This is a genomic window from Mycobacterium paraense (assembly GCF_002101815.1).
GTDB classification, from domain to species: Bacteria; Actinomycetota; Actinomycetes; order Mycobacteriales; family Mycobacteriaceae; genus Mycobacterium; species Mycobacterium paraense.
On record NZ_LQPM01000008.1, the window covers coordinates 214,143 to 233,422 of the forward strand.

13 protein-coding genes and 1 pseudogene are annotated in these 19,280 nt (G+C 70.4%); 6 read left to right on the forward strand and 8 right to left on the reverse strand.

The window, feature by feature from the left end:
* Positions 1-4 precede the first annotated feature (4 nt).
* Positions 5-1,303, reverse strand: a complete 1,299-nt coding sequence (gene pgfA / locus AWB89_RS07725; RefSeq protein ID WP_085102407.1) for a cell envelope lipid trafficking protein PgfA — start codon at positions 1,301-1,303, stop codon at positions 5-7.
* Between the two features lie 137 nt (positions 1,304-1,440).
* Here pgfA and AWB89_RS07730 point away from each other — a divergent pair.
* A pseudogene (locus AWB89_RS07730) lies at positions 1,441-2,671 on the forward strand (acyltransferase family protein).
* On the opposite strand, the gene AWB89_RS07735 reads toward AWB89_RS07730, so the two are convergent.
* Both AWB89_RS07735 and AWB89_RS07740 read right to left on the reverse strand, forming a co-directional pair.
* Positions 2,637-4,118, reverse strand: coding sequence for an AMP-binding protein (locus tag AWB89_RS07735; RefSeq protein WP_085172656.1), 1,482 nt, complete (start codon positions 4,116-4,118; stop codon positions 2,637-2,639). The pseudogene AWB89_RS07730 and the gene AWB89_RS07735 sit on opposite strands and share 35 nt — an antisense overlap.
* The gene (locus tag AWB89_RS07740) at positions 4,111-5,091 is read right to left on the reverse strand and encodes a phosphotriesterase family protein (protein WP_085172658.1); all 981 of its coding nucleotides are present in this window, start codon (positions 5,089-5,091) and stop codon (positions 4,111-4,113) included. Before AWB89_RS07740 ends, AWB89_RS07735 begins: the two co-directional genes overlap by 8 nt.
* 98 nt (positions 5,092-5,189) lie before the next feature.
* Here AWB89_RS07740 and AWB89_RS07745 point away from each other — a divergent pair, with 98 nt between their 5' ends.
* From AWB89_RS07745 to AWB89_RS07755, 3 genes are all read left to right on the forward strand, one after another.
* Positions 5,190-6,899 carry an acyl-CoA dehydrogenase family protein gene (locus AWB89_RS07745; RefSeq protein WP_085172660.1) on the forward strand — a complete coding sequence of 570 codons (1,710 nt, stop codon included), beginning with the start codon at positions 5,190-5,192 and terminating at the stop codon, positions 6,897-6,899.
* Between the two features lie 87 nt (positions 6,900-6,986).
* Positions 6,987-7,682, forward strand: a complete 696-nt coding sequence (locus tag AWB89_RS07750) for a TetR/AcrR family transcriptional regulator (RefSeq protein WP_085102397.1) — start codon at positions 6,987-6,989, stop codon at positions 7,680-7,682.
* Positions 7,679-8,617 carry a R2-like ligand-binding oxidase gene (locus AWB89_RS07755; RefSeq protein ID WP_085172662.1) on the forward strand — a complete coding sequence of 313 codons (939 nt, stop codon included), beginning with the start codon at positions 7,679-7,681 and terminating at the stop codon, positions 8,615-8,617. Before AWB89_RS07750 ends, AWB89_RS07755 begins: the two co-directional genes overlap by 4 nt.
* A gap of 7 nt (positions 8,618-8,624) precedes the next feature.
* Here AWB89_RS07755 and AWB89_RS07760 read toward each other — a convergent pair whose 3' ends face one another.
* Positions 8,625-10,043: an NADP-dependent succinic semialdehyde dehydrogenase gene (locus AWB89_RS07760; protein WP_085172664.1), complete on the reverse strand. Its 1,419-nt coding sequence runs from the start codon at positions 10,041-10,043 to the stop codon at positions 8,625-8,627.
* 79 nt (positions 10,044-10,122) lie between these two features.
* Between AWB89_RS07760 and AWB89_RS07765 the strand changes: the two genes are divergently transcribed.
* Positions 10,123-11,769, forward strand: a complete 1,647-nt coding sequence (locus tag AWB89_RS07765; RefSeq protein WP_085172666.1) for an acetolactate synthase large subunit — start codon at positions 10,123-10,125, stop codon at positions 11,767-11,769.
* A 2-nt stretch (positions 11,770-11,771) separates the two neighbouring features.
* On the opposite strand, the gene AWB89_RS07770 is transcribed toward AWB89_RS07765, so the two are convergent.
* The 4 genes from AWB89_RS07770 to AWB89_RS07785 form a co-directional block, all read right to left on the reverse strand.
* On the reverse strand, positions 11,772-13,220 hold the full coding sequence (locus tag AWB89_RS07770) for a lipase maturation factor family protein (RefSeq protein ID WP_085172668.1): 1,449 nt from the start codon (positions 13,218-13,220) through the stop codon (positions 11,772-11,774).
* 57 nt (positions 13,221-13,277) lie between these two features.
* Complete coding sequence (locus AWB89_RS07775; protein WP_085172671.1) at positions 13,278-17,474, reverse strand: alpha-(1->3)-arabinofuranosyltransferase; 4,197 nt, start codon at positions 17,472-17,474, stop codon at positions 13,278-13,280.
* A 55-nt stretch (positions 17,475-17,529) separates the two neighbouring features.
* Positions 17,530-17,703, reverse strand: a complete 174-nt coding sequence (locus AWB89_RS07780) for a DUF2613 domain-containing protein (protein ID WP_065443914.1) — start codon at positions 17,701-17,703, stop codon at positions 17,530-17,532.
* A gap of 74 nt (positions 17,704-17,777) precedes the next feature.
* The gene (locus tag AWB89_RS07785) at positions 17,778-17,981 is read right to left on the reverse strand and encodes a DUF2613 family protein (protein WP_085102382.1); all 204 of its coding nucleotides are present in this window, start codon (positions 17,979-17,981) and stop codon (positions 17,778-17,780) included.
* A gap of 98 nt (positions 17,982-18,079) precedes the next feature.
* Between AWB89_RS07785 and AWB89_RS07790 the strand changes: the two genes are divergently transcribed.
* Positions 18,080-19,231: a glycoside hydrolase family 3 N-terminal domain-containing protein gene (locus AWB89_RS07790; RefSeq protein ID WP_085102381.1), complete on the forward strand. Its 1,152-nt coding sequence runs from the start codon at positions 18,080-18,082 to the stop codon at positions 19,229-19,231.
* Positions 19,232-19,280 lie beyond the last annotated feature (49 nt).

Sequence of the window (19,280 nt, forward strand, 5' to 3'; positions counted from 1 at the left end):
GAAGCTAGGCCCGTTCGGGCGGGCCGGGGGCTTCGGGTGGCCCGGCGTCGTGCGGCCGCGGCTCGGCCGGCTCGTCGGACTCCAGGGTCGGCGGGTCGGAAGCGGGCGGATCGGGATCGGCGGCCGGGCGCTGCGTGGGCAGCTTCTCGGTCTCGGCCTCGGCGCCGGGCACCCGTTCCTCGAGCCCCGTGCGGCCGAAGAATTCCTGATCGGAGCGGTCCAGGCCGGGGTCGGTCACCGCGCTCTCGGTGCGCAGGCTGAAGGCGGCGAGCACGCCGCCGCCGATCAGCGCGATCAGACCCACCGCGGTGAACGTGATCGGCAGCACCCGCGACCACAGCGCCAGCCGGTCGCGCTCATCGCGCGCCGCGTTGACCTGGGACTCGATCGTGTCCTCGTTGGAGGTGACCTTGTAGTCGACCAGCGTCAGCTCCGGCTTGAGCGGATCGCGGGCGAAGTAGTGGTTGGCGTGCTCGGTCTCCTTGACGATGGTCCCCGACACCGGGTCCACCCAGAAGGTCCGCTGCGCCGCGTAGTAGCGGGTCATGGTGATCTGTTCGTTGGGATCGCCGCCCTGGACGCCCCACATCGCCGCCGAGGCGGTGAACTTGGAGTCCGTCGTCTGGTCGGCGTACAGCGTCGGGTACGCCACCGGGGCCACCAGCTTGCCGTCGGGGTTGTAGCCGACGTTCTGGGTGAACTTGTAGGTGGTCAGGCCGTTGACGTCTTCCTGCGTTTCGTAGTTGACGTCGAACGGCTTCTGCGCGATCGGGTCGAAGAAGGGGTACGTCTTCTTCTCGGTGCGGAACGGGAACCGGTAGGACAACCCGTCGTGGCGCAGCGGCATCGCGGTGGGCGGGCTCTCGTCGTTGACGGTGCGCGGCTTCTGCACGGAGCCGCCGGGGTGGGTGTCGTCGGAGACGGCCATCGCGGTCTTGCGGTTGAGCGTGACGGTGTCGACCATCGCCAGCAACAGCCCGCTGTCCTTCTGCTTGTCCGTCCGGCGCACCGAGGTGCCGACCTGCAGCGTGACGACGTCGGCGTTGGCCGGCGATTCGACGCTGACCTGCTGCTGGGACACCAGCGGCACGTTCTGGTTGACGACGAGGTGGTCGCTCGCCAGCGACGCGGAGTCGAGCGCGGTTCCGTTGCCGTCGGCGACCAACGTGGCGTTGATGTCCAGCGGGATCTTGGTGATCCGGCTGCTGGTGTAGGTCGACAGCAGCAGCGCGGCGATCAGCAGGGCGGCCCCGAGTCCGATGATCGCGCATGCGGCGTAACGCAGCATGACTGCTCGGTTCATGCGCGCCGCTCCTCCTCATCGCTTCTCTCTGCATCGTCGCCGGCGCGGTTCACGTTGCTGTGCCCTCCTAATGGATCCCCACGTGGCAAACCCGTTCGACCCTAACAGCAGAATTTAAGGCCCCGGCTTACCAACCCATTCAGCCTCGCGCCGAATACCCGATTCGCCCGCTGCCACACGACGGGCACACTTGTGGTCGTGACCGAAGGCCAGCAGACGGGAGGGACCCGCAGCTTCCTGCCCGCCGTGGAGGGGATGCGAGCGTGCGCGGCGATGGGCGTCGTCGTCACGCACGTCGCCTTCCAGACGGGGCACTCCAGCGGCTTCGACGGCCGCCTCTTCGGCCGCTTCGACCTTGCCGTCGCGGTGTTCTTCGCGTTGTCGGGGTTCCTGTTGTGGCGCGGGCACGCCGCGGCGGCACGGGGTTTGGCGCCGCGGCCGCGCACCGGCCACTACCTGCGGTCCAGGGCGATCCGCATCATGCCGGCCTACGTGGTGGCCGTCGTCGTGATCCTCACGCTGCTGCCCGACTCGAATCACGCCAGCCCGACGGTGTGGCTGGCCAACCTGACGCTCACCCAGATCTATGTGCCGCTCACCCTGACCGGCGGCCTGACCCAGATGTGGAGCCTGTCGGTCGAGGTCGGCTTCTACCTGGCCCTGCCCGTTCTGGCGTTGCTGGCCCGTCGGCTCCCGACGGCGGCGCGGGTGCCGGCGATCGCGTCGCTGGCGGTGCTCAGCTTCGCCTGGGCCTGGGTGCCCGTCTTTCTGTTGGACAGCAGAACCTGGAACAACCCGCTGGATTGGCCCCCGGCGTTCTTCTCCTGGTTCGCGGCGGGCATGTTGCTGGCCGAATGGGTGCACAGCGGGGTCGGCTTCCCGCACCGCCTGGCGCGCCGGCGGGTGCCGATGGCCGTGATCGCGGTGGCGGCCTACCTGGTGGCGGCGTCCCCGCTGGCCGGCCCGGCGGGCCTGGCCGTCGGCAGCCCCGCCCAATTCGCGGTGAAGACCGCGATGGGCGCCGTCGTCGCCTTCGCGCTGGTCGCCCCCCTGGTGCTGGACCGCCCCGACACCCCGCACCGGCTGCTGGGCAGCACGGCCATGGTGACGCTGGGGCGCTGGTCCTACGGCCTGTTCATCTGGCACCTGGCCGCGCTGGACATGGTGTTCCCCGTCCTCGGCACGTTCGCCTTCACCGGCCGCATGCCCTCGGTGCTGGTGTTGACGCTGATCTTCGGCTGGGCGATCGCCGCGGTCAGCTACGGCCTGGTCGAGTCGCCGTGCCGGGAGGCGCTGCGGCGCTGGGAGAAGCGCCAGCAGCCAACGCCCCAAGTCACAGACGCTGAGGCGGACGCAATCGCGCCATGACCTCGTCGCGCACGGCCGACCGCCGCGCCTTACCCGCGTCGTCGCGCAACGGGGTGTCGACGAACTCGACGGTGTGCGGCACCTTGTACGACGAGATGCGTTCGCGCAGAAACTCTTTCACGCCTTCGGGGTCCAGCGTGGACCCGTCGGCCGTGTGCACCAGGGCGTAGGGCACCTGGCCCAGGTCCCCGGCGTTCGGATCCGGCACGCCGACGACCAGGCAGGACAGCACGTCCGGATGCGCCGACAGCGCGTTCTCGATCTCGGCGGGGTAGACGTTGCGGCCGCCGACGGTGAACATGTCGACCCGGCGATCCGACAGGTACAAGAACCCGTCGGCGTCGAAATAGCCGAGGTCACCCAGCGAGTCCCAGCCGTCGCGGCTCTTGGCCTGGACGCCGACGTAGCGGTACGTCGGCGCGCTGCCGGGGGCGGGGCGCATGTAGATCTCGCCGACCACCCCGGGCGGGCAGGTGTTGCCGTCGTCGTCGAGCACCTTCATCTCCCCGGCGACCACCACGCCGACCGAGCCGCGATGGGTCAGCCACTGGTCGCCGGAGATGAATGTCAAGGCCTGTAATTCGGTGCCGCCGTAGAGTTCCCAGACGACCTCGGGGCCCAGCAGCTTGATCCACGCCGCCTTGATGGCCGGCGGGCAGGGGGCGCCCATGTGCCAGAACCGCCTAAGCGACGACAGATCGTAGGCGCCCGGATCGGCGTGGTAGACCGGCAGCGCCCGCTGCATGATCGTCGGGACCGTGGTCAGGAACGTGACGCGGTGGTCGGCGATCAGCCGCAGGAACCCGTGCGGGTCGAACCGGCTCATCAGCACCAGGTGGTGGCGCATCAGCAACGCGATCGTGGCGGTGGTGAAACCGGTGTTGTGCGACAACGGGATCGGGACCAGGGTGGTGTCGCCCTCCTGCGCGCCCAGCGGATAGCCGATGGCCGCCGGTATCCGGCTGTCCCCGCCGGATTCGATGAGCTTGGGCCGGCCCGTGCTGCCGCCCGACCCCATCGCCTTCCACACCGGCGACACCGCTTCGGGCAACGCGGCGTCGGACAATGCCGGATCCGGCGTGAATCCCGCTGGCACGCTGGGTATTTCGGCGCTGTCGCGGCCCACCAACAGCGCGGGCGGCCGCAGTGCCAGCAAGCCCTGCAGCTCGGCGTCCGGCAACCGCGCCGACAGCGGCTGGGGTACCGCCCCGAGCTTCCAGCACGCCACCGCCGCCTGGATCCACTCGACGGAGTTGGGCAGCACCATCGTGACGTAGTCGCCGACGCCGACGCCGCGCTCGGCGTACGCGCGGGCCAGTCGGTTGGTCGAGCGGTCGAGCTCGGCGCGGGTGAGGGTCAGCCCGTCGCAGGTGACCGCGGGCTCGTCGGGAGCCAGGGCGGCCAGTGCGGAGATCTGTGAACCGATCGGTGCAACCGGCTCACTCATAAGCGCCCTGCCGCTCGAAGATGCGCCGCGGGTTGTCGACCAGCATGGTGTGCAACTGCTCGTCGGTGACGCCGCGCTCCTTGAGGGCGGGGATCACGTCGTTGTGGATGTGCAGGTAGTGCCAGTTCGGCGCGGCCACCGACAGCAGGTCCTCGGGCAGCGCGTCGAAGTAGCAGTTCGCGTCGTGCGAGAGCACCATCTTGTCGGCGTGCCCGCGCTCGCACATCTGCGCCACGGTGTTCACCCGGTCCTCGAACGGCAGGTACACGTCGATGCCGAAGCGGTCCATCCCGATGTAGGAGCCGGCCGCGATGAGCTCCTCGAGGTAGCCGAGGTCGGTGGTGTCGCCGGAATGGCCGATGACCACGCGGCTCAGGTCGACGCCCTCCTCCTCGAAGATGCGTTGTTGCTCGAGCCCGCGCCGCAGCCCGGCGTGGGTGTGCGTGGAGATCGGCACCCCGGTGCGCTTGTGCGCCTGCGCGACCGCCCGCAGCACCCGCTCGACGCCCGGGGTGACGCCGGGCTCGTCGGTGGCGCATTTGAGGATGCCGGCCTTGACGCCGGTGTCGGCGATACCCTCCTCGATGTCGCGGACGAACATGTCGGTCATGATCTCCGGGCCGTCCATCGGCGTGCCCGGGCCCAGGTAGTGGAACCGGAACGGCACGTCGTTGTAGGTGTAAATGCCGGTCGCCACAACGATATTCAGCTCGGTGGCCGCCGCGACGCGCGCGATGCGCGGAATGTAGCGGCCCAGCCCGATGACGGTGAGGTCGACGATGGTGTCGACCCCGCGGGCCTTGAGTTCGTTGAGCCGGTCGATGGCGTCGGCCACCCGCTGTTCCTCGTCGCCCCAGGCTTCGGGGTAGTTCAGGGCGATCTCGGTGGTCATGATGAAGACGTGCTCGTGCATGAGGGTCACGCCGAGGTCGGCGGTATCGATCGCGCCGCGGGCGGTATTGAGTTCTGACACGGGACTGATGCTAGGTCGATTCGGCGCCGGAACAACAGGGCCCGACAGTTTTGTCCGGTGCGTTCCCGCGGCGACGCCGGTGCAGTACCGTCCACGCCATGTTGCTCAATCCCAACCATCTGCAACGCCGCTACCCCGATGCCCGCTCGGGGGAGATCATGGCCGCGACGGTGGACTTCTTCGAGTCCCGGGGCAAGGCGCGGCTGAAGTCCGACGACCACAACCGGGTCTGGTACTCCGACTTCCTCGACCACATCGGCCGCGAGCGGATCTTCGCGTCCCTGCTGACCCCGGCGGAATACGGCGCCGACGACTGTCGGTGGGACACCTACCGGATCAGCGAGTTCGCCGAGATCGTCGGCTTCTACGGGCTGAGCTACTGGTACCCGTTCCAGGTCACCGCGCTGGGCCTGGGCCCGATCTGGATGAGCGACAACGAGGACGCCAAGCGCAAGGCCGCCGCCCAGCTCGAACAGGGCGAGGTGTTCGCCTTCGGGCTGTCGGAGCGGACCCACGGCGCGGACGTCTACCAGACCGACATGATCCTGACGCCGGGCGAGCACGGGTGGACGGCCAACGGCGAGAAGTACTACATCGGCAACGCCAACGTGGCGCGGATGGTCTCCACGTTCGGCAAGATCGCCGCCACCTCGGAAAAAGAGCAACAGTACGTCTTCTTCGCCGCCGACTCCCAGCACGACCGCTACGAGCTGATCAAGAACGTGGTCAACTCGCAGAACTTCGTCGCCAACTACGCGCTGCGCGACTACCCGGTCACCGAGGCCGACATGTTGCACCGCGGCCCCGACGCCTTCCACGCCGCCCTCAACACCGTCAACGTCTGCAAGTACAACCTGGGCTGGGGCGCCATCGGCATGTGCACCCACGCCATGTACGAGGCGGTCACCCACGCGGCCAACCGCTACCTGTACGGCACCGTGGTCACCGACTTCTCCCACGTGCGGCGGCTGCTCACCGACGCCTACGTGCGGCTGATCGCCATGAAACTGGTCGCCACCCGCGCCTGCGACTACATGCGCAGCGCGTCGGCGGCCGACCGCCGCTACCTGCTCTACAGCCCGCTGACCAAGGCCAAGATCACCAGCGAGGGCGAGCGGGTGATCGCCGCGCTGTGGGATGTCATCGCCGCCAAGGGCGTCGAGAAGGACACCTTCTTCGAGGCCGTCACCCGCGAGATCGGCCTGCTGCCCCGGCTGGAGGGCACCGTCCACATCAACATCGGGCTGCTCGGCAAGTTCATGCCGAACTTCCTGTTCGCCCCGAGCGCCGAATTGCCCGTGATCGGGCGCCGCGACGACGCGGCCGACGACGCGTTCCTGTTCGCCCAGGGGCCCACCGGCGGCCTGGGCAAGGTGCGGTTCTCCGACTGGCGCGCGCCGTTCGACAGCTTCGCCCACCTTCCCAACGTCGCGCTGCTGCGCGAACAGGTCGACGTGCTCACCGAGATGCTGGCCAGCGCCACCCCGGATGCCTTGCAGCAGAAGGACATTGACTTCGCGTTCGCGGTGGGCCAGCTGTTCGCGACGGTGCCCTACGCGCAGCTCATCCTCGAAGAGGCCGCGCTGTCCGGCGTGGAGGACGCGCTGATCGACGAGATCTTCGCGGTGTTGGTGCGCGACTTCAACGGCTACGCCGTCGAGCTCGGCGACAAGCCCGCGACGACGGACGAACAGGCGCGGCTGGCGATGCGGATGATCCGCCGCCCGGTCCACGACCCCGCGCGCTACGACCAGGTCTGGAAGGAACACGTCCTGCCGATCAACGGCGCCTATCAGATGCGCCCGTAACCGGGCGCACACTGGTATCGAGAAGCCTTGAGGTGTGACGTGGCTCACCGTAGAATGACCAGTGGTCATCGACGCTAGGAGGCCGCTTTGCCCACGGTGACATGGGCTCGAGTCGATCCCGCCCGCCGCGCGGCGGTGATAGAAGCAGCGGAAGACGAGTTCGGGGCGCACGGGTTCTCCCGGGGCAGCCTCAACGTCATCGCCCGCCGCGCCGGCGTTGCCAAGGGCAGCCTGTTCCAGTACTTCGCGGACAAGCGCGACCTGTACGCGTACGTCACGGACGTCGCCAGCCAGCGGGTGCGCGCCTACATGGAGGAGCTGATCCGCGACCTCGACCCGAGCCGGCCGTTCTTCGACCACCTCACCGACCTGCTCGACGGCTGGGTGGCCTACTACGCCGAGCATCCCCACGAGCGCGCCCTGCACGCCGCGGTGAGCCTGGAGGTCGACACCGAGGCACGCATCAGCGTGCGCAGCGTCAGCAATCGCCACTACCTGGAGGTGCTGCGGCCGCTGGTGCGCGCCGCGCAGCAGCGCGGCGACCTGCGCCCCGATGCCGACACCGACGCACTGCTGTCGTTGCTGCTGATGATCTTTCCGCACCTGGCGCTGGCGCCCTACATGCGCGGCCTGGACCCGGTGCTGGGGCTCGACGAGCCGACGCCCGAGCAGCCGGCGCTGGCCGTGCGCCGGCTCGTCGCCGTGCTGGCCGCGGCCTTCTCCGCACACCCGGCGAATTCCGTTGCCGGCCAAGAACCGAAACTCCCCGAGGAGGTCACATGACACGCACACATTCGGCCTCGATGGTCGCGGGCGGACTCAACTGGGACAGCCTGCCCTTGCGGTTGTTCGCCGGCGGCAACGCGAAATTCTGGAATCCCGCCGACATCGACTTCTCCCGCGACCGCGCGGACTGGGAGGCGCTGACGGACGACGAACGCCACTACGCCACCCGGCTGTGCGCCGAGTTCATCGCCGGTGAGGAGGCGGTGACCGAGGACATCCAGCCGTTCATGGCCGCGATGCGCGCCGAGGGCCGGCTCGGTGACGAGATGTACCTGACGCAGTTCGCGTTCGAGGAGGCCAAGCACGTCCAGGTGTTCCGCATGTGGCTCGACGCCGTCGGCATCACCGGTGACCTGCACGAATACCTCGACGACATCCCGACCTACCGGACGATCTTCTACGAGGAGCTGCCGGCCAGCCTGAACGCGTTGTCGTCCGACCCGTCACCGGCCGCCCAGGTGCGGGCGGCGGTGACCTACAACCACATGGTCGAAGGCATGTTGGCGCTTACCGGCTACTTCGCCTGGCACAAGATTTGCGTGGAGCGCGGGATCCTGCCCGGCATGCAGGAGCTGGTCCGGCGCATCGGCGACGACGAGCGCCGCCACATGGCGTGGGGCACCTTCACCTGCCGGCGCCACGTCGCCGCCGACGACGCGAACTGGGGCGTCTTCGAAACGCGGATGAACGAGCTCATGCCGCTCGGCCTGCGCCTTATCGAAGAGGGCTTCGCCCTGTACGACCCGATGCCGTTCGGCATTTCGACGGACGAGTTCATGGCCTACGCCGCCGACAAGGGCATGCGGCGGTTCGGCACCATCAGCAGCGCCCGCGGGCGCCCGGTCGGCGAGATCGACCTCGACTACTCGCCGCTGCAACTCGAGGACACCTTCGCCGACGAGGACGAGAAGGCGCTGGCGGCCGTCTCCTGAGCCGCGGCTACTCGACCTTGCTGTCGCCGGCCGCGGAGCCGCTTTCCGACTCGCCGACCCAGACGGTCTTGGCGTTGCAGAACTCCCGGATGCCATGGCCGGCCAGCTCCCGGCCGTAGCCGGACCGCTTGACGCCGCCGAAGCCCAGCTCGGGGTAGGACACCGTCATCCCGTTGATGAACACCTGGCCCGCCTCGATGTCGTCGATGAAGCGCTGCTGCTCGGCCTCGTCGTTGGTCCAGGCGTTGGACCCCAGCCCGAACGTGGTGGCGTTGGCGATCTCGATGGCCTCGTCGATGTCCTTGGCGCGGTACATCGACGCGACCGGGCCGAACACCTCCTCGGTGTAGAGCGCCATGTCCTTGGTGATGTCGGTGACCACGGTCGGCGGGTAGAACCAGCCCGGCCGGTCGATCGGCTTGCCGCCGGTGCGCAGCGTGGCGCCCGCGGCGACGGCGTCGTCGACCTGCTTGGCGATCTCGTCGCGGCCCGACTCCGTGGCCAGCGGGCCGACGTCGGTGTCCGGGTCGGTCGGATCGCCGACCTTGAGCGCCTCCATCCGGTCGACGTACTTGTCGACGAACGCGTCATAGATGTCGGCGTGCACGATGAACCGCTTGGCGGCGATGCAGGACTGGCCGTTGTTCTGCACCCGGGCGGTGACCGCGGTCTTGACGGCCTCGTCGAGGTCCGCCGACGGCATCACGATGAACGGGTCGCTGCCGCCCAGCTCGAGCACCGTGGGCTTGATCTCGTCGCCGGCGATGGCGGCGACCGACTGCCCCGCCGGTTCGCTGCCGGTCAGGGTGGCCGCCGCGACGCGCGGGTCGCGCAGGATGCGCTCGACCGCGCTGGACGAGACGAGCAGCGTCTGGAAGCAGCCGTCCGGGAAGCCGCCGCGCGCGATGACGTCGGCGAGGTACAGCGCGCTCTGCGGCACGTTGGAGGCGTGTTTGAGGATGCCGACGTTGCCGGCCATCAGCGCCGGCGCCGCGAAGCGGACGGCCTGCCACAGCGGGAAGTTCCACGGCATGATGGCGAGCACCACCCCGAGCGGCTGGTAGCGGGTGTACGCCTTCTTGGCGCCCACCTTGGCCGCGTCGGCAGGCTCGTCGGCCAGCAGCCGCTCGGCGTTCTCGGCGTAGTAACGAAATCCCTTGGCGCATTTCAGCGTTTCCGCCTTCGCCGACTTCAGGGTCTTGCCCATCTCCAGGGTCATCATCGCGGCGACGTCGTCGGCCTCTTTCTCCAAGAGGTCCGCGGTGGCGTTTGCCCACTCGGCGCGCTGGGCAAAGGTGGTGTTGTGGCGGTAATCCTGGAACCGGGCGTACGCGCGCGCGATGGCGGCGTCGACTTCCTCGTCGGTCGCCGGGGTGAAGGTTTTTACTGTCTCGCCGGTGGCCGGGTTGATCGTGGCGATGGGCACGCTGGGATCCTTCGCTTCGGGGTTGGTAAGAGGTCCAACACCCAGCCTGCCACTATCGTTCCCCCAAGGGAGGTGCCGGATGAGTAAAGCTGCTCAGCTGATCGTGAAGTGCCTGGAGAACGAGGGAGTCGCGGTCGTCTTCGGGGTGCCCGGCGAGGAGAACATCCGCTTCGTGCAGGCGCTGGCCTCCTCGAGCATCCGGTACGTGCTCACCCGGCACGAGCAGGCGGCGTCGTTCATGGCGGAGATGTACGGCCGCGTCACCGGCCGGGCGGCGGTGGTGTCGTCGACCCTGGGCCCCGGCGCCATCAACATGCAGCTCGGTGTCGCCGACGCCACCACCAACAGCACCCCGATGGTGGCGATCTCCGCGCAGGTGGGCCAGGACCGGGAGTACAAGGAGTCGCACCAGTACGTCGACCTGGTGTCGATGTTCGCCCCGATCACGCGGTGGGCCGCGGGCATCCCGACCCCGCGCGCCATACCCGAGATGGTCCGCAAGGCGTTCAAGCTCGCCGAGGCCGAGCGCCCGGCCGCGGTCTACCTGGCCGTGCCCGAGCACATCGATGCCGACGAGACCGACTACGACCTGACGCCGTTGCCCCGCAACGTCGTTCGCCCCGACGCGCCGGCGCCCCGCCAGGTCGAACGGGCCGCCGAGATCCTGCGCCACGCGAAGCGGCCGGTGGTGCTGGCCGGGCACGGCGCCGCGCGCGCCGACGCCACCAAGGCGCTGGTCCGCTTCTCCGAGGAGTTCGGCATCCAGGTGGCCAACACCTTCCACGGCAAGGGCGTGATGCCCGACGACCACCCCAACAGCGCCGGGACGGTGGGGTTCATGCGGCACGACTACGTGAACTTCGGGTTCGACAACGCCGACGCCGTCATCGCCGTCGGCTACGAGCTGCAGGAGTTCGACCCCGTCCGGATCAATCCGCAGGCCGACAAGCGGATCATCCACGTACACCGGTTCCCCGCCGAGGTCGACGCGCACTACTCGGTCGACGTCGGGATCATCGGCGACATCAGCGATTCGCTGAACGCGCTGACCGACGCGCTGGCCGGCCACAGCTTCGCGCACGCCGACGATGTGCCCGGGTCGGGCCTGCTCGCCGACGAATTCGCTCGGGGACAACAGGATTCGCGCTACCCGCTGGCGCCGGCCCGGGTGGTCGCCGACACCCGCGAGGCGCTGGGCCGCAGCGACGTGGTCCTGGTCGACACCGGCGCCACCAAGATGTGGATGGCGCGGCTGTATCCGACCTACGAGCGGAACACCTGCCTGATCTCAAACGGGTTGTCCACCATGAGTTTTGCGCTACCCGGGGCCCTGGGCGTCAAGCTGGCCCGCCCCGAGGCCAAGGTGCTGGCCGTCGCCGGCGACGGCGCGTTCCTGATGAACTCCCAGGAAATCGAGACCGCCGTGCGGGAGCGGATACCCCTGGTGGTGCTGATCTGGGAGGACAACGGTTACGGGCTCATCGAATGGAAGATGGACCTCGAACTCGGGGCGCACTACTACGTCAAGTTCGGCAACCCCGACATCGTGACCTACGCGGAAAGCTTCGGCGCCAAGGGGTATCGGATCAACAGCGCCGACGAGCTGTTGCCCACGCTGCGCGCGGCCCTCGACGACGACGGGGTGTCGCTGATCTGCTGCCCGGTCGACTATTCGGAGAACCTGCGGCTGACCGACCGGCTCGGGGAGCTGGACGAGACGTTGTAGCGTCAGCGGCTTTGCAGGTTCGTCGCTGTGTCGAGCGCCAGCGGCCGCACGTATCCGCCGATGAGCGTGCGGTGCCACCACGCCCGATCGCGACGCAGCTCGGCGAACGTGGTGAAGCGGTACTCGTAGAGCTGCGCCCGCACGTACCGCGGCGGCGAATCGGGGAAAGGATTGCGCCGCAACAGCCGCAGCGTCGGCCGGTCGTTGCGCAGCAGCCGCTCCATGAACGGCTTGAGCCACGGCCCCGCATAGCCGGGCGAGATCGCGGCGAACCACATCAACCAGTCCAGGCGCAGGTGGTAGGGCGCCCATTGCCTCGGTAGCCGGTTCACGGCGCCGGGCTTCCCCTTGAATTCGTATTCCTGCCACGCGGTGTGCTGTGTGACCCGCTCGTCGTCGGTGCCCTCGATCACCACCTCGCGCCGGACGCGCCCGATGCTGCCGAACGCCCCGTAGGTGTTCACCAGGTGAAAGGGGTTGAAGGACATGTTCATTCGCTGACGCGAAGACAGCATGTTGCGCACCGGCCAGTACGTCAGGAACAGCACGGCGCCGGCGAACGCGATCACCAGGGCGGCGAACCACAGCGGTGGGGCCGTCCAGCCGGCGTGCGCCGGCACGGGAAACAGCCTCCCCAGCGACGGGTCGTCGATGGCGCTGAACGCCAGGAAGATCGTCACCCAATTGAGCCAGGCGAAATTGCCCGACGCCACCAGCCACAGCTGGGTGATCACGACGATCGCGGCGGCCACGCTGGCGATCGGCTGCGGCGCGAACAACCCGAACGGCACGACGAGCTGGGCGAAGTGGTTGCCCGCCACCTCGACCCGGTGCAGCGGCCTGGGCAGGTGATGGAAGAACCAGCTCAGCGGGCCCGGCATGGGCTGCGTCTCGTGGTGGTAGTACAGGCAGGTCAGGTCGCGCCAGCACGGGTCGCCGCGCATCTTGATCAGCCCGGCGCCGAACTCGACCCGGAACAGCAGCAGCCGCGCCAGCCACAGCGTCAGCACCGGCGGCGCGACCCGGTCGTTGCCGAGGAAGATCATCAGGAACCCGGCCTCCAGCAGCAACGATTCCCAGCCGAAGCCGTACCAGGTCTGGCCGACGTTGACGATCGACAGGTAGAGCACCCACAGCGCCAGCCACGCCAGCATCGCGGCCCACAGCGGCGCGAGATCGGCCGCGCCGGCGACGACGGCCGTCGCCAGCGCCGCACCCAGCCAGGACACACCCGCAAACAGCCGATCGGAGTAGCGCAGGTGGAAAAGGCTCGGCGCCCGCCAAAACGACTGCCTGGCCAAAAACCTTGGTACCGGCAGTATTCCGTGTTCGCCGATGAGCGCCCGGAACTGGAGTGCGGCGGCGACGAACGCGATCAGGTAGATGGCCGCGACGCCGCGCTGCAGGACCATCCGGCCCAGCCAGTACTCGGGTGCCGAAAACCAATCCATGCTCGTCACGTATTACCAGTCAAGCAGCAGAAAAACCGCTAGCCAACACCTCGGACGTCATTCGTCGCGCGGCCGGGCCCCGCCGCCCGGCACCGTCACGACCGAAGCGGCAAGCACGGCAAGCGAAATCAGCGCCAGCAGTTGCACGCTCGCCGAGTGGCCGGCGTAACCGTCGACCGAGCGCCAGGGATGCCGGGACAGCGCCGCCCCGGCCGCAATGAGCCCGCCGGCGCTGAGCGCGACGGTGACGTCGTCGCGCCAGCGCTGCCGGCGGCGCAGCGCGTATCGCAGGCCCAGGGCGGCGCCGACCGCGATGGCCCCGACCGCGCCCGCGACGAGCGCGCCGGCCCCCAGGCCGGCGACCGCCGCCCAGCGTCCCGACGGCCAGGGCCGCGCGGGCTCCTCGTCGGCGCGGCCCCGCCGGGTGCGCCACCACGCGAGCGCGGCCAACAGCGGCAGCAACGCCAGCCCGATCGCCAGGCCGGCCCGGTACGGCGAGTTCGACGCGAACGTCAGCGTGATGGTGCCCGGGTCGCCCGCGGGCACCACCCAGCCCTGCTGCCAGCCGTTGACGGCGACGGGCGTCAGCCGGGCGCCGGTGCTGGTGCGCGCCACCCAGCCGGGGTTGATGCTTTCGGGGATCACCAGCACCCGGGAGGTGGGCGACGCCGGGGCCCGCACCTCGCGCCGGGCCGGGCCCCACGCCCCGGTCGGGGCGCCGGCCGGCGGGGCGGTGGCCAGGTCGCCGGCCGCCGGGGTCGACAGCCGGGCCCCGTCCACGACGAACTGGGCGCCCGGGCTGATCAGCAGCTCCTGCCGGCCCGCCGGCAGCGCGATCGGGTCGGGCTCGCAGGGCAGCGCGGCCACCGGTGCGCCGTCCAGCAGCGCACCCACCGTGGTGTGGATCGAGGTGTGCACGAACCGGCCCGCGACGGCGATCACCGGGCCGCGGTCGCAGCCGACGGTGACCTCCCGCGACCGGTTGCGGGAGGCGTCGGCGGGCGCGATCGGCCTGCCGTCGGCGCCGAGGACCGCCACCTCGGCCAGCCCCGGCGGCTTGAGCTGATCGAAGCCCAGGGCGTTGCGGTCGATGATGTCTTCCCAGCCGAGCAGGCTGATGCTGACGGTGTCGGTGACCCGGGGGGCGAACGACAGGGTCTGCGGCTCACCCGCCTTGAGCTCGCGGACCTGCGGGCCGTCACCCAGGTTGACGGCCAGCAGCGTCGGGTGGGCCGGCACCGCCGACCGGCTGGGCGCCACGCGCAGCCCGGCGACCTCGGTGGGCCGCGGCAGCGTGACGGTCAGCGTCGGCGGCGACTTGTGCTGCACCACCCGCTGCGGCGCGGTCCACGCGGTGGCCGGGTCGCCGTCGGTGGCCGCGTAGGCCGAGCCGAGGATGTCCACCACGTCGGAATCACCTTGTGCGCGAGCGGTATTCGGCTCGGCCACCAGGTCGGCCAGCTTGGGCCCCTGCCGCGGCCGCACCCACACCGCGGGCGTCACCGACACCGGGGCCGGCACGGTCAGGGTGCGGCTGAAGTTGACCGGTTCCTCCGGCGCCAGCGCCATCGAGGCCGCGCAGCGCACGCCGTCGGGCGCTTGGGCGCAGCCGGGCCGGCCCGGCAGCTCCGAGCCCAGGTCCCAGCCGGCGATCGCCGAGCCCGGCGGCGGCCCCGGCACGGCCACGGTGTGCCGCAGATTGACCGGATGCGCGAAGCCGGAGGCGTCGTACTGGGTGACCGAGAGGTCGGTGATGCCGAACTGCACGCCGGGGGAGCCGTCGTCGGTGCCGGTGGCGGTGACGCGCACCCACGGCGTCTCGCCGTAGGGCAGCGCGGCCGCGAGCGGCTTGCCGGGCTCGTCGAACCGCAGGGTGGTGCTGCCGTTGGCGGTCTCGATCAGGATGCGGCGGACCTGGGCGCCGACGGCGGTCGCGCTGGGGGTGATGGTGATGGCGCCGTTGCTGATCGGGTGGTCAAAGTCCACCTGCAGCCACTGCCCGACGGCGGACTGCAGCGCGTTGGACACCCACGCGGTTGCCGAGTCGCCGTCGATCGCGGCGGCCGGGGAGGTCGCCGGTGCGACGTCGGGCATCGCGGTGGAGTCCGACGACGAGCTCGACACGGTGATCCGGCCCCCGTTCCAGGCGCCGGATACCAACTCGGCGCCCGGGACGGGGTAGTCGGGGACGCGGTTGAAGGTGTGCCGGGCGTCGCCGGGCGCCCGGATCGCCGACGAATGGTGGTCGACGCGGCCGTAGTCGGTCTCGCGGTCCACCGGGGTGTCGGTCACGGTGACCAGCGGCGCCGCCAGCCCGGCGCCGCGCGCGTCGGCCGTCATCAGCACCGGACCCAGCGGCGGTTGGCCCAGTAGCCGTCGCCGCTCGTCGAGGCGCAGCAGCACCTCCGGCCCCCCGGCGACCCGGGCCATCCGGTCGGTGTCGACGAAGTACGGCGCTCCCGGGTCGTCGGCAACCTCGACGCGGTAGATCTCCACCGCGGGGTAGCGCGGACGCAGGCCGCCGTCGGCGACGAAGCCCGCCAGCGTGCCCGGCCCCACCGGATCGCCGAACTGCGCCACCTTCTGCAGTCGCGGCGAGCCCTCGACGGCGCGGTGCACCAGGATCGGCCGCGCCGAACGCGACGTCTCGGGATCCAGGTCGTTGCGCAGCACCACATACGAAATGCCTTGCCTGGCAAGGGTATCGGCCAGCCCGGCCGAGGGCTGCCCGGCGGCGAACAGGCGCTGCACCGAATCCAGCGCCCGGATGGTCTGCGGCGGCGTCAGCGGGATGGAGTCGCGCACCCCCCACGGGCTGCTGCCGAGCACCTGCAGCGGCTCGTCGTGGCTGGTGCCCCAGACCTGGGTGGCGAACGGCGCGCCGGGCACCACCAGCACGCGCCCGGGGGCGGGGGAGCCCGTGTTGTGCTCGGTGAGCCAGTCGGCGGCCTCGTGCCAGTACGGTGGTATCGCGCGGAACGCGCCCGGCGGGGTGAGCCGGCCGGTCCACGCCAGCGAGGTGCTGACCGCCAGCGCCGTGAGGACTACCAGCGTCACCGCGACGCGCTTGTCGCGCTCGGGGTGGGCGAACGCTGCCAGCCACACCGGCCTCGGCGCGCTGCCGGGCAGCGCGACCCGGCTCAGCAGCTGCGCGATGCCCAGCACCAGCGGAATCCGGACCACCGACCCCAGCTTGTGCACGTTGCGCAGCGGCGCGCCGGCGGCATCCAGGAACGTCTGGATCTCGGCGGCCAGCGGCGAGCCCAGCCCGCCGCTGTAGCCGACGGCCATCAACACCACCCCGACCAGCAGCATCGTCACCAGCCGGCCCCGCGCCGGCATCCCGGGGCTGGCCAGCCCGGCCAGCCCCGCGGCCGCGACCAGGCAGGTGCCCAGCACGGCGGCCGACCCGGTGACCAGCGGCGCGCCGGCGGTGGCGGTGGGCGCCACGTACGGGGTCCAGCTGTCGGTGCCGCGCAGGATCTCCGTCAGCGACGACCATTGCGTCGTCACGCCGGAGGATTCGATGAAGTCCAAGAACGGCGGGCTGACGTGGCGCAGACACACCAGCGCGACGACCCACCACAGCATGGCCAGGCACAGGGCCAGCGCCCACCACGCGGTGTAGCGCCACCACCGCTTGTTCGGCCGGTGGCAGGCCCACCAGATCACCGCGGGCAGGCACCCGGTCAGCGTGGCAATCGCGTTGACCGCGCCCATCAGCGCGACGGCCACCCCGGCCTGCGCGGCCAGGGCCCGCACCGATTTATCGGTCGAAGCCCGCAGGGCCAGGATCGTCGGCAACAACACCCACGGCGCCAGCATCATCGGCAGGGTCTCCGACGAGATCGATCCGAGCGTGGTCAGCACCCGCGGCGCCAGCGCGAACGCCGCCGCGCCGAGCACCCGCGACGTCGGGCTGCCGATCCCGAGCGTCTCGGCCACCCGCAGCAGCCCCCAGAACCCGACGGTGAGCAGCAGCGCCCACCACAGCCGCTGGGTCATCCATCCCGGTATCCCCAGCAGATGGCCGACCAGAAAGAAGGTGCCGTGGGGAAACAGGTAGCCGTAGGCCTGGTTCTGCGACTGGCCGAAGGGCAGTTCGCTGTTCCACAGGTTCGTCGCGCGGGCCAGAAAACGCAGCGGGTTGGCGGTGAGGTCGAGCTTGGTGTCGGGGGAGATCTGGCCGGGCGACTGCGCGAACGTCAGCGCCAGCGAGACGGCGCCGACCAACAACAACCACCGGCGGGACAACGGCGCGGCCGGGGCATCCGGCGCGGGCGCGGCCCGCCTTGCCCCTGCCGACCGGCTAGCTACGGTTGCCGTACTCGACCCGGTTGAGCACTGACGACTGCGGATCGCCCCCGGGAAGTGGCGGCTTCGTGTCCTGCTGGACCATCAAGGTGATCCCGAAGATCGCGGCCGCGCCCAGCAACAGACCAACCACCACGCTCGCGGCGGCGGGCGCAATGATCCGGTTCAACGTGGCTCCTTTGGGGTGGCTTCCGATCTAGGGCCCAACCTAGCAGAACGGCCGCCGGCGGCCGGTCCGGCAAATCACGGCCACGGCACGCAATGGCCGTGCCAGCAGCGCGAGCCGTAGTCCACCAGGTAGGGCCCGGTCGGGCTCCGCGTGGCCGGGGCGGTTCGCGCGGGCACCCCGGTGTGGTCCTCGGCCAGCGTGACGCCGACGGTCGCCGCGGCACCGATCATCAGCCCCGCCGCGATGCTTGCCACGGCCGCCAACGAAAACCCCGCCATCGCTGGCTCCTCCCTGCCAGTCACATGGGCTCTGGCCAACCTACCGCTGATGCCCCCTGGGGCCCGGGACGAAACGCCAAGCGTGACAACATGGCCCGATGGCATTCCCCCGGATCCTGGCCGTGCTCGTCGTCGCAGCAGCGCTGGTTGCCGGCTGCGGCCACCACGGCGCGCGGCCCCCGGGCGCCGCGACCGGCAAGCCGACGGCGGCGCCGCCCGCGCCGCCGGTGTGCGCGGACCCGACGGCCGTCCCGGCCGCGTTGTCGACCCGCGACAAGCTGGCGCAGCTGCTGATGGTGGGCGTGAAGGACGCCGACGACGCCCGGGCCGTGGTCAACGGCTACCACGTCGGCGGCATCTTCATCGGCGGCTGGACGGACCTGTCGATCTTCAAGGGCCCGCTGGCCGACATCGCGCACAACGCGGGACCGCTGCCGCTGGCGGTCGGCGTCGACGAGGAGGGCGGACGGGTGTCGCGGCTGAAGTCGCTGATCGGGACGGCCCCGTCGGCCCGGGTGCTCGCCCGGACGCAAACGCCGCAGCAGGTCCACGACCTGGCGGCCGACCGCGGCAAGAAGATGCGCGACCTGGGCATCACCATCGACTTCGCCCCCGACGCCGACGTCAGCGACGAGCCCGACGACGCCGTGATCGGGGACCGCTCGTTCAGCGCCGACCCGGCAACCGTCACCGCCTACGCCGGGGCCTACGCGCAGGGCCTGCGCGACGCGGGCCTGCTGCCGGTGCTCAAGCATTTCCCCGGCCACGGGCACGGCTCCGGCGACTCGCACACCGGCGGCGTGGTCACCCCACCGCTGAGCGACCTGCAAAACGTCGACCTGGTGCCCTACCGCACGCTGGTGACGGCGACACCGGTCGCGGTCATGGTCGGTCACCTGCAGGTTCCCGGGCTGACCGGCAACGACCCGGCCAGCCTGAGCCGCGCCGCCGTCCAGCTGCTGCGCACCGGCACCGGCTACCAGGCGCCGCCCTTCAACGGGCCGGTGTTCAGCGACGACGTGTCCAGCATGGCTGCGATCTCCGATCGCTACGGCGTGCCGGAGGCGGTGCTGCGCACCCTGCAGGCCGGCACCGACGTCGCGCTGTGGGTCACCACCGACGAGGTGCCCGCGGTCCTCGACCGCCTGCAGAAGGCCGTCGATTCGGGCGAGCTGGCGATGCCGGCGGTCAACGACTCGCTGGTGCGGGTGGCAACCATGAAGGGCGCCAATCGAACATGTGGCCACTAACGCGACGCATCCTCGTTACCCTGTAGCCAGACAGGCAGGGCCTGCAGAG